The 14,363-nt window shown below is 48.5% G+C and carries 9 protein-coding genes and 1 pseudogene; 5 read left to right on the forward strand and 5 right to left on the reverse strand.

Annotated elements, in window-relative coordinates; translation table 11 throughout:
• The 3 genes from PTE_RS00505 to PTE_RS00515 are packed head-to-tail and all read left to right on the forward strand — an operon-like array spanning window position 1 to window position 6,404.
• Window positions 1-897 carry a hypothetical protein gene (locus PTE_RS00505; protein WP_036842203.1) on the forward strand — a complete coding sequence of 299 codons (897 nt, stop codon included), beginning with the start codon at window positions 1-3 and terminating at the stop codon, window positions 895-897.
• 2 nt (window positions 898-899) lie between these two features.
• Window positions 900-5,336 (forward strand): coiled-coil domain-containing protein, encoded by a 4,437-nt coding sequence (locus PTE_RS00510; RefSeq protein ID WP_036842205.1) that lies wholly within the window; start codon window positions 900-902, stop codon window positions 5,334-5,336.
• Between the two features lie 24 nt (window positions 5,337-5,360).
• Window positions 5,361-6,404 carry a Wadjet anti-phage system protein JetD domain-containing protein gene (locus PTE_RS00515; RefSeq protein ID WP_036843419.1) on the forward strand — a complete coding sequence of 348 codons (1,044 nt, stop codon included), beginning with the start codon at window positions 5,361-5,363 and terminating at the stop codon, window positions 6,402-6,404.
• A 106-nt stretch (window positions 6,405-6,510) separates the two neighbouring features.
• Here the strand turns inward: PTE_RS00515 and PTE_RS26095 are convergent.
• From PTE_RS26095 to PTE_RS00535, 4 genes and pseudogenes are all read right to left on the reverse strand, one after another.
• Window positions 6,511-6,684, reverse strand: a pseudogene (locus PTE_RS26095) (transposase); the annotation flags it as partial.
• Between the two features lie 158 nt (window positions 6,685-6,842).
• On the reverse strand, window positions 6,843-9,125 hold the full coding sequence (locus tag PTE_RS00525) for an nSTAND3 domain-containing NTPase (protein ID WP_036842206.1): 2,283 nt from the start codon (window positions 9,123-9,125) through the stop codon (window positions 6,843-6,845).
• Between the two features lie 215 nt (window positions 9,126-9,340).
• On the reverse strand, window positions 9,341-11,254 hold the full coding sequence (locus PTE_RS00530; protein WP_241826085.1) for an ATP-dependent nuclease: 1,914 nt from the start codon (window positions 11,252-11,254) through the stop codon (window positions 9,341-9,343).
• Window positions 11,255-11,571: 317 nt separating this feature from the next.
• Window positions 11,572-12,498, reverse strand: a complete 927-nt coding sequence (locus PTE_RS00535; protein ID WP_036842209.1) for a BrxR family helix-turn-helix transcriptional regulator — start codon at window positions 12,496-12,498, stop codon at window positions 11,572-11,574.
• A 343-nt stretch (window positions 12,499-12,841) separates the two neighbouring features.
• Between PTE_RS00535 and PTE_RS00540 the strand changes: the two genes are divergently transcribed.
• Both PTE_RS00540 and PTE_RS00545 read left to right on the forward strand, forming a co-directional pair.
• Complete coding sequence (locus PTE_RS00540) at window positions 12,842-13,024, forward strand: hypothetical protein (protein ID WP_036842211.1); 183 nt, start codon at window positions 12,842-12,844, stop codon at window positions 13,022-13,024.
• Window positions 13,021-13,563, forward strand: a complete 543-nt coding sequence (locus PTE_RS00545; protein WP_036843425.1) for an HNH endonuclease signature motif containing protein — start codon at window positions 13,021-13,023, stop codon at window positions 13,561-13,563. The genes PTE_RS00540 and PTE_RS00545 overlap by 4 nt, the downstream gene beginning before the upstream one ends.
• Before the next feature lie 160 nt (window positions 13,564-13,723).
• Here PTE_RS00545 and PTE_RS24750 read toward each other — a convergent pair whose 3' ends face one another.
• Complete coding sequence (locus PTE_RS24750) at window positions 13,724-13,954, reverse strand: hypothetical protein (RefSeq protein ID WP_051477045.1); 231 nt, start codon at window positions 13,952-13,954, stop codon at window positions 13,724-13,726.
• Window positions 13,955-14,363 lie beyond the last annotated feature (409 nt).

Consider the following 14,363-nt stretch of genomic DNA (forward strand, 5'->3'; position numbering starts at 1 on the left):
ATGTACGACAACACGCATCAACAAGCGAAACGCTACGCCGAGATTGCCACGCAGGCAATTATGAATTCGCTGGGATATAAAATGGGGGATGAGCCGATTCAACGTGCGCTTGACCTGCAAGGTGATGCCCTGTTCGCTGAGATTATCCGTGGCGTCGCGGCAGGCATGAAATTGCGGTACCTCGGCATCCATGAGACGTACGGGGTATTACTGGCTGCTGATGGCCGAGGTCCGTTTGCCCCGTCTTTGGGCTGGCTGAATAAGCGCTTGTTACCCGAAACAATGGTTGAGCAGTTGGGCAAGGAACGCAAAGAACAGCGTCTGTTTGCAGGCTTAACCTTGATTGCGTTGCTGGCTGACCTATTTCCAACCCCTGACACGGTTCGTGTCGAGTTCGGTCAGAGCCGCGCCATTAATGCTGCCTCAGTGGTGGCCAGGCTCAATGATGTTGCCGACCAGGTGATCGCACAGCGCAAGGCCGAAGGCGACGATACCGTAGACGGTCTACTGATGGCGGCCAGGTTTGTGCAGGAAGAACGCATTCCCCGTATTCACGACGAAAAGGTGGGGCGCGTCTCGAGTATTCGCTCGCAAACAGAAATGGCGACGCGCTGGATACAACTGCTGCAGGAGGAAGGTTTTCTTGCCGAAGACAGCAGTCTGTCGGGTGAGTCCGACTGGTATCCGACCCAAAAACTCAAACATTATCTGCGCCATACCGGCATCGAAGAGACGGTGCGTTTTGTGATGAGCATCAGTCCAGGCACAGAAGATCGGTCGTCCGATTTAGCTGAAATCGATATTGCAGCATTAGCAGGTAACCCGGAGTTCCCTTCGGTCAATGAACGTCCAGTCCCCACTGGAGCCCCAGAAACGCAACGCTTGACGGAGATTTAAGCATGTGGCTGATTAAACGGGTTTATATGGATGGCGCAGGCCATGAAGAAGCCTTCTACAAAGACCTCACATTGGACTATATTGGCCTGTCTCAAGCGGTCGATAGTCCTGCTATTGAAGGGCAGAGCTCGCCCGTCAGGAATGCGAAGGTGGTGACCAGTACCTATCAGCAGCTTGTGAATGGGGGCGGTAAGTCAACCTACATCGCACTGCTGTTATCGATCTTTGAGCCATCCGTTAGTGACTTCACCCAATACCTGGCTAATCGTCGCCAGAGTGAATACCACTACCGCAATTACTTCTATAAAGAACTCTCAGTTATTCTGGTTGAGATGGTCAATGAATCAGGCCAAACGTTATTACTGGGACACGCTCATCAGCGCAATGGGGATGATGTTGACTGCACACTGTTTATTTGTGATGCGCCTGACTCCCTGCTGGGCGCGCCGTTTGACGAGGTGCCCTCCTACTCTCGTGCTGAACGCAATTCCGCGCTACGTTCCTACGCCAATAGCCTGCACAGCTTTGAAAGCTGGCTTAATCTCAAGGCGGGCAGTGAAGGGGGCATGCACTGGCGAAAAACCACCCGGCAGAACGAATGGCGCGCATTTTTGCTGGAACAACAAATCAACGTTGATCTCATCAAAACAATGGTTACCTTCAACTCTGAAGAAGGTGGTCTGACCCGGTTCATCGAATACAAAACCGAGCATGATTTCCTCGGCGCGTTCTTCGCCTGCACCATGTCTAAGGATACTGCGGAGCGGCTGCGTGAACTGGTGGCGCATGAAGTTGAACGTCAGGGGGAGTTAGAGGATATCCGTCGTAACGAGTCCTTCCTGAAGGATGTGCTGGCTAACTGGCAGGCGTTTCTTGAACCCGCTAAACAGCTGGAAAGCACTCAGGCTCAGCAGCAACTGCTGGATGATGGTTTCCGCGAAGCAATGCGCGATCTCACAGCCTTTATCGGGGAAGCACAGATTGAACAGATGCAGCTAGAAGATGACACGGGAAGCTTGCAAAAACACATTGACCAGGCGGTGTCTCTGCGTGAACTGTTGGGCAAGCGCAGAGCGCTACTTGAATATGATCTCGTGCTGCATCAGCTCAACAAACAAAAAGCTATGGTCGACGCGCTTAAGGGCGAAGCCGACGTAAATCAGCGTCAGATTGAAATTACTCGCACCGCTATAGACTACAAATCCTATGCGAAGGCTCTGGATGAGTACCGTCAGGCAGACGAAGATCTGAAGGTATTCCAAAGTGAAACGGAAAAGCCGCTGCAGGTGATTTTCGAGCGTACTGCTGGCGAGGCTCTGGGCGTATTAGAGTGGGCAATCGACAGGCATCGCCAGCAGGAGGCGAAGCTCGAAGAAGAACTGGGACAGATAGGCAAGGATAGTAATGTCCTTAGACAATCATACGACCAAGTACAAAAGACGCTGGGCGGCCTGGAGGCGGATCGTCGCATATATCAAGGAGACAAACGCCAAGGAGAATCGCAACGGGACGAATTATGTGAAGTTGGGTTGATCCAGAAGGGAGAAACGCCTGCAGCCGCCTTATATCGACTGGAATTAACCTTACGCGATGCACAGCAGTCTGAAGAGCAGGCTAATACTGCCCATCACCAGAAAGAGCAGGAGCTGGAAGCGCAGCAGCATGTGGTGCGCGAAATGTCGGTTGAGCAAAGTAAGGCCCATCAGACGCTCATCCTGGCTGAACAAAAGCACCAGGCGGCGGTGGATAGCACGCTGGCCCTAGTAAAAACCTATCGAACACTCCCAGCGTCAACGCAACATGATGTTGACGTTGAGGACACGAATTGGCACAGCGAGCGGTGCGGATTGCAGCTCGACAAGGTATTGCATGCGGACACTCAAACGCTGAATGGAATGAAAGAGCGCTTGCTGCAAGCCAGGCACGAGCTGGACGAGTTAAAACTGACGGGGCATGAACTGGTCACTAAGCAGATCAATCAGGCGCTTGAAGCGTTCTATACGACTGGTATTGCACGGGATAAACTCTGGGCATTTCCACACTATCTGGCCTCTGCTTTCAACGACGATGCCCAGCGTATTGCAGAGGTGATCGATCAAAATCCTGGCCGCTACCTGAGCCTGGTCGCACTTGACAATGCAACGCTTGATCAGGTCCACAAAATCAGTGAGAAACTGGCCTGGAAGAAAGCGCCCATTGCCATTTATTTGTTGGATGAAGCACAGGATCTCCGGGGCGTCACGCCTGAATTGATGCAGGTCGTACTCTCAAATCCCGACAAGTGCGGTTATGGTCAGGCCGCTTACGAAGCCCGGCTGCAAGAGTTGGAGAACACCGTAGCTTTACAGGAAGCCAGTGTGGAGGCTGCGGAAAGCGTCTTTAAGGTACTGCAATCTTTCAGGGGTGACTGGCGTTTGCATTACGATCAATACGGTAAGCATTGGTCGAGCCTGATTGAACACCGGGAGCAGGCCCGCTTAACGCTGGAAAATGCTGATGCAGCACTTAAGCAGGCGGAGCATTATGAACAAACACTGCGCGACGAGAAAACGGATGCTCTGGCGCGGTTAAACAGTGCCCAACAGCAGAAAATTCAGGCAGAAAAAGCACATGATAAACTGAGCCGTTTTGTTGAAATGGAATGGGCGAAACGTGAAACGGCGATAATGAAACTGGTGCAGCTAGCCGAGCAGATTCAGCGAAGCGAGGAGACTCTTGTAAGCCTGAGGGAGGAGCTGGAACGGCAGAGAGAACTCGCGGAGAACAAGCGCGCCGAGCAAACCTATATAAGCATCCAGATTAGCGAATGGAATAACCTATGCAACGAGCCGTTCTATTCAGAGATTACGGCGACCGAAGGTATCGAAGGACGAAGCCCCAAAGATGCCCATGAGAAAGCTGCTCAGTCGCACAAACAATTGCTAGAAGCAACTAAGGGTGATCAGGTAATGGCTCTCAAGCAACAGCGAAAAGATGCTGAGCAGGCACAACGTGACGCCTCTAAGCGTTTAACGGCTCAACCTGCCTACAAGGTGTATCCGGATGCGGTAAAATCGGTGGCCCTCAATGAGCTGGCGTTGATTAATAACCGCATTGCACACCTAAATGAACAGCAGAAGCAATTCACGCAGCGCCTGATTGCGGCGCAGGGAACTATGCAATATATGTCCAAAAAATGCGAGGAGGCTAGCAAAGCACTTGACGAGGACTTTGTGTGGGAAGAGAAGCCCATCGAGATAGAAACGATCCAAACGTCTCTGGCTGAAATCGTCAACAGCCTACATGAAACTGAATACCAGCTCAAACGCCAACTGGAGCAAAAGACGCTGCAGTTGAAAAAGATTGAAAATGTGAAAGAACGGCTACAGAACGCCAAAACAGCTCAGGCGATGATCCAGCCCATCACGGTGACCTCTGCAGCAGGTCTGCCTGTCAGGATCCTGAGCATCACTGAGTATGCTGACGCGCTGGCCACGCAATGCCGAATGTACGCAAGCTTAAAAGAAACGCTGAAACAGCAAAATATATGTGTCGCTACGGTCTGGGGACGCTTTCGCAAACGGATCGAAGAAGAGTCGGCCAGGGATCTAGACGCTCGAGCCAGTCAGGAATACTTACGGCAACTGGACTTAATCACAACTTATCACGAAGTGCTGGGCGATTTGGACAGGGTCGGTACAGGGATCACGCAGGTATTCGAAGCTGTGCAAGATAGCCTGGAACAATTCCAGCGTTCGATTGACCTGGCAGTCAGCCATCTGACTGCTCATCTGGAGGGGGCGATTAAACTCCTCAAGCGTGTTATGTCGGTTAAAATTCCTGAGGATTGCCCCGTACTGCCTGGTCGCCCTATCATCAAAATGACTGACCGGCTTAATGATGTTGCCGCAGATCTCAGGGGTTTTGCCAGTAGCCGCTTACAGCAGTGGATAGCCAGGGGGCAGGTACCCCGCGTGCCCAACCGGGACGCCTTGACAGCAGATTTGGTTCAGTCGGTATTTGGCGAAGGGGAGCTGGAGGTTCGTCTGCTGAAGACGAATGTCAGTCGTCCACAATGGACTCCTGTCACCCGGCTCGAAGGTTCAGGTGGGCAGCGCCTCACATCTGCCTTTTTGCTGTTTGTGACGGTCGGCAAAGTGCGTGAATACGATACGGGTATTTCAAGTGCAGGATTCTTACTGGCCGACAACCCGTTGGGTAAATCGAATGCCGATGATTTGATGCGTATTCAAACCCAAATGGCCAGGGCCTATAAAATCCAGCTCATCTACTTGACTGGCATCTCGGATGAAAACGCCCAATCGATGTTTGATAACCATCTCTTCCTGAACAAAGTTCAGAAACTGAGGCGGCGCGATCTGGTAACCGTTGATAAAGAACGCCACGCCCTGTGGTCGGCCTCCCTGGTTGCTAAGCCAAAGTCCGAGCCAGTCTTTTAAGGTAGGTATGGTATGAGTAGCGTAATGATCTGGCTATCCCGACTGGAGTCGACAGCCAATAAGCATCGTCTTGCCGCCGGTAAGGCTGTCCGAACAGTGAAAGCCAATGCGGTTCTGGATGAGGTGTTAGGCGTACACAGCCAGGAGGCTTTGCGCCAGGATGTTCCAGGTTTGCTGAGTCAGGCCGTTACGCAACTGCTTGAAGGGGACTGGCGGGCTCAGCCTAAGCATAAAGCTAGCTGGTATCGCTACTGGCGGGGTATGAGCCTACCAAATACTTTTGTTTACGAAGGTGCCATCGTCCCTACGAAGACGGCATCAGAAATAGCCTGGCATCCCTGGTTGGCGCATCGTATTACAGGACAACTGACACTTCCAATCAAGGCACGCTTACAGCAGTTGAATACATATCTCTTTCGCCAAACCAAGGGCGACAAGCCACTCTTTCCGGGCTTGCTCGGGCACCGTGAGCGGTCTCTGCTTATATTTGGTGATGAAAAAGCACTGGATTCCATGCCGCCTGACGGCTGGAAGCATGTCACACTGACTTTGGCTGATATGGGCGCGTTTCGACGTGCTCCGCCTTTACCGTATGAGTCATCAGGCTGCCGCGATCTTCCGGCTATCATTGTTGAAAACTCCGATGTGTATTATCGACTATGCCAACTTAATCGAGTTCAGACTCACTGGTCACTGGTTGTTTATGGCGCGGGTAACAAAGTGTCAGGCCAGGCAGAGTGCGTATCACAACTTCTCAAGGTCGAACAGGTAAAACAACTGCTCTATTTTGGCGATTTGGATGTGGCGGGCTTAAAAATCGCCCATCAGCTGCACTGTAAGCTACTTAGCGATTACGATATCAGCCTGCAATTGGATGAGTGGCTCTATGATGAACTGATCTTAAATTGCTGGGTGACGCCTGAAGGAAATGCCAACAGCGAACGGTTTGATTTTGAGTCGCTGTGTGGCTGGATGCCGCGCTTTGTTTTACGAGAAATGAAGATGCTGCTCGCGACCCATCAGCGTCTGCCTCAAGAGGGGGTGGCATCTTTAGGTTTGGTCATATAGCCTGGTGCTTTTTATATGCCCGTCTCATGGGGGGCGCCCACCAAACAGGAAGACCCTCATGCTAATTAAAACTGTATTGTTGCTCCCAAGTTGCAAACCCTCGTATATTCGCTTCACGCGAGCCGCCACGATTTAATCGATGCCTGACCGTTTTTCCAGAAGATACTGGCAACGGATTGATACCACAAAGTGCTGCCAGTGCGGCTTCGCTTTTCAGGCGGACAGGATTATCACCTGCAACTACCAGCAATGTTGCTGCAGTCTGAGGGCCTACGCCAAATTGTCTGCACAGGTTGCTAATGTATTCCTGGGTTAATTAGTCCAAAGATTCGTCCAGCTCAGTCAGTTCTTCAGTGAGTGCTACTTATCGTTTGGCAAGGTTTCGAAGTGAACAGCTCGGGTCAAGGCCTCTATCTCACTAGTGATGGAGCTAAGATTCTATTCGTCAACATCATCGAAAATACTCCGCCCTGATGGCAAATTTGTACTCTGGGCTTCTTCTGTTTCTAATTCGTCGTAATCCACTGCCTCGGATTGCTTCTGCTTCAGCCTATCTTTCTTAGTTTCGATTTCACGAATGAACTGTTCAGATTTTTGCCATTCATCTTCATCATAAAAATCCTCACAGTAAAGTTCATTGTTCTCGTCACGAAATCGCTCCAAAAGGCGTGTGACATCGTAGAATGCTTCGTCTACATCATCGTCTGTACCCCAGGAGTCCTCTATATCTTGGATTATTTCATTCATGTTAGAGTAAAACCCGACTTTTTGGACTGAAAGCCTGGCGGCATTCTCTTCTTGCGAGAGTAAAACTCCGACAAAATCGGCGTCGATGAAACAATCAGAATGGTTTATTGCGGCAAGGAAGCTCAGTCTGTCCAGTACTTTTTTCCTGAGCTCATCACCGAGTAGACCATTTACATTCAGCCTACCCAGTATTGTCAGGCTATTATCGTATCTTCTCGCAGAGTTGATTAAATCAAGCAAATTAGCCTTTGTTTTGTCGTTATTGAAAAAAAGTCCCAAGAATTCAGGTGAACACCTGCTTGCCAAAAATGAGAGTATTGGCCTACTGATGGGGACTCTGTTGCCACTATGATCGATGATGTCCAGAACTCTGTTGAACATACTGCGTGGCACAACCAGTTTTATCCCCTCAATTCCCATATCTCCACAACTGATTTCCTCGATTAATCTTTCCTTTGTGACTCCAGAAAGGTAGATTTCGATGAGTTCTGGATTACCCGAAACATCGGTCGCGAAAGCATCACGAATGGTTGGGTGGCGGAATTTCCAGTAATGTTCGTCTTGTGTTTTGCTAATCCTGATAAGTGAATCATCTAATGCTGACAATGCAGCTTTTACGTCGCCAAAATTTGATTGCATAGACGTGATGATATTGCTTGTCTGAGGGTTATCTAGCTGAAGCGGAATTGGTAGTTCTCCTCCATTTGCAAACACAACGGCTAAGGCAGCTCTTTCGGCTGGTGCGAGTCCACCTATAATGTCTGCCATGATCCCGGTGGGATTGGAGAAAAAATCAACGACCGCTGCTTCGCTAAGCACGGGCTTTTTCGTGAACTGCGGGTTGGCGAATCTCCGGGCAATTTCCGGAAGAAATTTTGGCACTGAAACTACTGTCGGTAGGAAATTTTTTATCGACCTCCGAAATGCCTTAGTCTGTTTACCAAGCTTTAAGTGGTTGTACAGGATCATGGCTTTTTCAGGTTCGGAGAGTTTTTCAACTTCAATTGTGACTCGGCTATCTTTGAATAACTCGAACTTATTTGTATTTAACCGATTCTGGGCGGCACGGAAGATATAGCTGCGCGAAGTGAAAATCACTCTCGCACCCTTATGTATAGCGGCTTTCAACTTAGGGAGTCTTTGATTCCACTCCTGGACTCGGTTAAAGTCGCAATGATTAGATCCAAAAGCATCATCAACCCAAAAGAATTGTCCTGGATCATCTGGATTCCATTGCCTATCCAAATCTTCCGGCGAACTTAAAATCAGCGTTTGTAATCCCCATTCATCAGCCGCCGAGAGCGCCAGCAAATTAGCGATCATAGTTTTACCACTTGCAGGTTCACCTATAAGCATCACGAATCCGTGATCCCTGATAGCGTGTGCACAACGGCGGTATGCATCTGTGGGAACGAAGCATGCAAGATCGGGAGCAATCGAATCGAGCACACTTTTCGCCTGCCGGAATGCCTGATTTGTAATTATTTGGGAAAGATCACCAAGACCATATATTCGGGGCACCATACGCCTAAGACTTGGGTGTAAGGATATGCTGTGGTTTATCCATTCTGCACCGTAAATCTTTGCAAACTTTGCACCAGCCTTCCGCATGTCTTCTTCCATCACGGCGGCAGTTTCGGCGGAAACTGAACAATTAGTGAATAGGAGGTATACATCGGCAAGCCCTTTCCTCACAAGCCGATCAATCTTTGGAAGTTCGTCACTAATAACTCCCTTTGAAAGCTTCATATCTTGTTTACTGGTATGTTTACATTGAGTAGTAAAACTACCGCTTATGTCACCGTCGAAACCAGTTTCCGACAAAGTGCCATAGAAAGCCCCGTCGCGGCCACCATCAACGCCGTCAGAGAATACTTGGAATGTCTGCCCAAGGGTCTCTTTCAAGATACATGAAACTAGATCCTCGAAAGCCTTCCATCCAAGCTTGTGGAGGTCGAACTGGATTGATTGCATTGATTTTCCTAGGATTCATGATTTATAGGGACCTATTTTAAGATGCATGTTGGGGATGTCTAGAGATTGCTTACAAGGAACGAATAAGCTAAGTATTTTCTCTAGCAAGGACTACTATGTCAGTAGCCGATAAAAATTGTCATTTCTGACGTAATCCATCCCCGTTACATTTCTACTGCCGCAGAATAATCATACACATGCTGCTTCCCTCAGCTTTAGACCTTAAAGCGCACATCCTCCGCATATCCGTTCACTACAGCCCACTCAGAAACAACTTCCAGTAACTTTTCCATGTAATGATCGTGATCGATTTCATTCCCAAATGAGCAATGCTCATCAGAGTGCAGAAGGGAATCCATTAGCCTCTGAACCCGTTCCGCTAATCCATCATCCAACTTGATCTGTAGGTAAGCATTTAATGGCTTATCCTTGTATGCTTCCCTGTGACCAAGGAAACGTTCAAAGTCAGGCACACTGACTCGATGGCGGACTGTTAGTCCAGAGTTTCTGGCTTGACACAAGGCTTCATGGATTTTTCGGTTTTCAGTCCACATTCCATTTTTAACGCCATCGGAGCGGTTAGGTGAATCCGAATCATGGACAAGACTGAAGTGGATTTTGAAGTGAGTCAGTACCTTGATTAGCGGGACTAGGATGGCCTTTCCCCTGGCTCGTATGACTGCAATCTGATCCATCAATGCATTATTACGCTCAATGATCGAGGCCATAAATGCAGCATGTTCGGTATCCCCTTCAACGAGAATTGGATGGGAACCGAAGAATACCTCTGAAAAGCTGGGGTCGATGTGTTGCAATGCCTGCAAGCGCTGTTTTTCATCACCCTCAAAAGCTATATGGTCCGAGCGGTAGGTTCTTGGTGTAACTGCTGAATTTTCTTCGGAATTATCGCGTTCGAGCCTCACAATGGTTGTGTGATCTTCAAATGGATTGATAAAACACGGAGAGTGGGTAGTCATAATCACCTGCCAGTCAGGGTTCTTAGCCAACTGATACAGATGTCTCTGTGCTGCACGAGCAGCCATGGGATGAAGGGCATTCTCGGGTTCATCAATTAACAGCAAATACCCAGGAAAGGCTGGATCGTCAGGACTATCAGGGATCGGAGCACCACTATCATGGGCATCCAGTTGGGCTCTAACCTGAGTAAGTTCATCATTAAGGGCATCCAAATCAGCGTTTTTAGGTGGCTTTTTTAGCTTCTTCTCAAGTTCAGTTACTTCTTTCTCAAGCCGCTTGCGGAATTCAGCACGTACTTCTTTGTCGCGATTAAGTTCATTGTGAACTTGCAACATTGACCAGAATAGTGCGCGGCGAGCACCCGTGCCCTGCTGGCTAAGAGAGGTATTGGCCCTCCCGTCAGTGATTTTTAAGCTAGAGCCATTTTTGATGAGATCAGCAACTTTAGGTGCCAGAGGGGCGGCACCGATACTCAGACTCACATCCAGTCCCGGAAAAATACCTTTAAATCCTTCGGAAACTCGACCCGCAATACCATTGAAATGTTCCTGGTGCTGTTCACTAAGCAAGTTGATACTTCCGGAAACACTTTCAATCGCTTTTGCCAGTGGCGATTCGGGATTAAGCCGCGCATTCTCAAGCTCTTTCTGTAAAGGGGCGAGAGCAAAACTCAGAAGCACATCTTCTGTTTTGCCTGCATCATCCAGTGACCCTATACGCAAAGGTCTTGGCAGACGTGAGTTGAAAACTGAATCAGCGCCGCCTGCTTTAGTGTCCTCTGCCCAGTCCCCTTCACCATGTTCCCCCGCGGTAGGATCCCAAGTTGTACGGACTTTCAAAAAATCAGGTGCTTTCCACTGCCAACGGCTTTTAACGACTAGAAAACCATCTCTTTCTTGTTTCCATTTTGCATCTACATTACCAATACCGTCAGGAATGTGAACTTCGAGCAAAATTTCTGAATGTTCATCCTCTGAAGCATGTTGGTGTCGATCACTGCCGGCATCAAATGCCGTCGGCCCTTTAGCTAACTCATATGCTCGTAGGACAGTTGATTTACCAGCGTTGTTTTTACCTACAAGACAAACAATGTTATCGAGTGCTATATCGATGCCTTCATTCCCTATACATCCAATGTTCCGGATGGTCATGCGAAGCAATTTTGAACGATTCTCTGTTGCCATATATCCCTCTTAATTACAAACAGATAGCAGTCTTACTCTACACAAACGAACCATCCCAAAAGGTGATGCCGACTATAAATACGTATTTTTACGAATAACATTGCTGATTTTGCAGGTATCTTTTCCGGCACAATACGGATAGAGGGATGTGATGGATGAGCTTTGTTGCAAAGCTCCTGAGCAGGAGGTAAGCCAACAATGGCTTGTTGGTTAAGATGGGAACAGCCCGTAGAAGATGAAGAGGGTGGCTGCAAAAGCAGCCACAAATCAATCTGTTGTAATAATTACCCGTTTTTTTGTTTAAACAATGGTGCTAGATACTGAACTTCTCGTAAAGCCTCGGCATTCAGTACATCAAAGTATAACCACTTATTATTTTCATCATTGGTCAGGTCAATTTTCCAATTGGTTTTCACATAACAGGCCAGCGCTGCGCGGCAGGTGACGGAATGGACGTTACCATTGATAGAGAACTCGCGCGATATCTCATTAATTGTTTCTTTTGGCAAATTCTTTTTAAATTCAATAATAAAAGTGATTTCTTCATCCCACTCCCTATCCATCTTCTCAGCAAGAGTCGGTGAAATTGATGCTTCCAAATGAGCATCAAAAAGCCTGGATAGTTTGAAGTTCTTAAAGCCACTGCGATGTGGTTCTTCTTCATTTCGGTCATAGGCTCTGAAATACCAGTTCTTGCGGTCAACAAACAATGCTGATGAAAACAGTATCCTTTCCCTATGATCACCACTTTTTGAACCATATGAGCATCTAATGGCGCATTGTCCCTTTATTGCCCTTGTTACCGCAACTACCTGGTCTTCTTTGAGACGTTCCGGCTGATAGAGTGGGTCCACCTCATCAATGGGTAACATAGGCCGCTTTTGCATTAATTCGGAGCGCGTAAACCCATACTGAATAAGGTTAAGGGCGGTGTGAACACCAATCCTGATCAGAGGGGTATAGCTGTCTGCAAGGATAACAGTTCTCTTGGTTGTAGTATCAATGCTGCAGTTATCTGGTTTTAGCTCCCGATAGAGAGCAAGATCCTTAGATGCTGCAGCCTGAGCAACCTTGAACTCAGCCATAATTTCAGCTCTGGAGATGCTGCCAAGGTAGCGAATACAGAGATCTATGTACGCAAGTCGTTCTGCCTGGGGAAGTGAATAGGCGTCGACCAGCAGTTCCAGATGAACATCATGAAACATTGTCATCGATATGCTCCAATTTATGATCTATTAAATATACCGTGTATTATCACATGTTGCACTGCTTTACGCAATGAGATAGGATCACCTCAGTCGGGAAAGTAATCAAATCGACATGATAGTTCAGTAAGGTTCATTCAGATGAAGTTGTTGGTCTGGCTGGATTATTTCTGAGGGGATGGTGAAGAACTGTCTGCAAACAGCCCTTCACCAGAAAAACAAAAACTCTGCGGAGCGTCATTCACCACTGAGTCTTGCTGATCAGAACGTTGAGTATACGTTAATTATAGCGTAGCCGACAAGCCTGCCTCCGGTGAAATGGCACTCCATGAAACATAAGGAGTGGTATATGACCACACCACGAATGGGCTACTGCCCACGCTGTAAACAGGATTGTGAAATCACTTTTGCTACAAAAGCTATTCATGAAAAGACAGGTAAGGTGATTCTGCCGAAAAAGGGCAAAGTCCTGGTTATTCCCCATTGCACGGCTTGCCGCAAGCCGAAGAGCTCTGGAGGGGCAGTGCTTTGAATACTAAAGAACAAACGAGTACTTCTGGTGGACGTTTTAATACAACTGACGAAGTGAAACGTATTGTCTGGGTCAGGACCGCAGGCCATTGTGAACTCTGTGGGGTCGACCTGACTCATGATTACCGAGTTGGTACACCAATGAGGTGGGGAGAAGTTGCCCATATTTTACCGGCAAGTCCTAAAGGGCCCCGAGGAAACGTTGAGCATAGTGATGAGCGAGCTCTGGCACTCACAAACGATTGCGCCAACCTTATGCTTTTGTGCCCTGGTTGCCATGACAGGATTGATCGGGATGAAGACGGCTACCCTGAAAATGATTTAAGCGGGTTGCATCAGGCCTGCCTGGAGCGTATCAGGGTGGCAGCGTCTTCGCCGGGAGAAGGTCGAGCTATTCCTGTTATTGTGCAAAGCCAGCACTTTGCCACTACCAACAACATTCCTGTCAGGGATTTTCTTATGGTGATGTCTTCACAGGGTTTAACCGCTTTTGGGCACCCGATTAACATTATCTTCCCAGCCCCGGGTCCCAGGGCATAGGTATCTACACATCGTCAAACTGACCTAACAAACTTGCGGCTAACCGGGTCAGTTCCTCTGCCGAGTATTCCGACAACAACTGTAACGTGTTTAGCAGCAGTGATAAACCCGCCAGAATAGCCGGCGCGCTTTCTCGTCGCCCCCGTTTCTGTTGACGTGCCTAGAAACAACACAATAATCGTCTTGCCCTGATGTTCTCTTCATCATTTCCTCGCTGGAAACGCCACGCCAGTACACAAGCCATACTCCAAATTAAAAGCCGCCGTAACACCGCTCCCGCACTGCGTTGCAACCAGGACTCCACATCATGACCCGCCCCCTTTATCAGCTTAAAAAACGATTCGATGTTACACGGTATTAAATACCATTGCGCCACCTCATTAGGAATCATTTCCTTTCATGCCTTGGTCAGCCGGGTACATTGACCCAGGCGCTGACCTTCCTCAACTATTGCCCGGACAACTATCAGCCTGACCGGGAATGGCGGACCTGACTGTACTATTACCTTTGTTACCGCTTCTGCATTGATACGCTTTTCTCATGGCCGATCGCGTTATCGTTATTCCCGCTTCACTCACCGCCATGGCCGTGTTCCTGCCTGTGTAATCCACAGAGTCCCGATACTTAAAAAGACAGTGTTTTCTGACAGCTGACCGAGTATTTTGTGTTTCACATTGGNNATACAACACGATGGCCCTCTATTACCCAGNTTAACGACCATAAGTNNCTGACGCTGCTGAGCNGACNGCTANTTGACACCGAATCACGGTTNTCCCGATCATCACATGAGGTCACATGTC

It is taken from the genome of Photorhabdus khanii NC19, assembly GCF_000517265.1.
In the GTDB taxonomy this organism is placed as follows: domain Bacteria; phylum Pseudomonadota; class Gammaproteobacteria; order Enterobacterales; family Enterobacteriaceae; genus Photorhabdus; species Photorhabdus khanii.

Coding starts and splice junctions, on each gene's coding strand:
- PTE_RS24750 (WP_051477045.1), bottom strand. CDS start 13,954: ATGATTCCTAATGAGGTGGCGCAATGGTATTTAATACCGTGTAACATC.
- PTE_RS00505 (WP_036842203.1), top strand. CDS start 1: ATGTACGACAACACGCATCAACAAGCGAAACGCTACGCCGAGATTGCC.
- PTE_RS00535 (WP_036842209.1), bottom strand. CDS start 12,498: ATGACAATGTTTCATGATGTTCATCTGGAACTGCTGGTCGACGCCTAT.
- PTE_RS00510 (WP_036842205.1), top strand. CDS start 900: ATGTGGCTGATTAAACGGGTTTATATGGATGGCGCAGGCCATGAAGAA.
- PTE_RS00530 (WP_241826085.1), bottom strand. CDS start 11,254: ATGACCATCCGGAACATTGGATGTATAGGGAATGAAGGCATCGATATA.
- PTE_RS00540 (WP_036842211.1), top strand. CDS start 12,842: ATGACCACACCACGAATGGGCTACTGCCCACGCTGTAAACAGGATTGT.
- PTE_RS00515 (WP_036843419.1), top strand. CDS start 5,361: ATGATCTGGCTATCCCGACTGGAGTCGACAGCCAATAAGCATCGTCTT.
- PTE_RS00525 (WP_036842206.1), bottom strand. CDS start 9,125: ATGCAATCAATCCAGTTCGACCTCCACAAGCTTGGATGGAAGGCTTTC.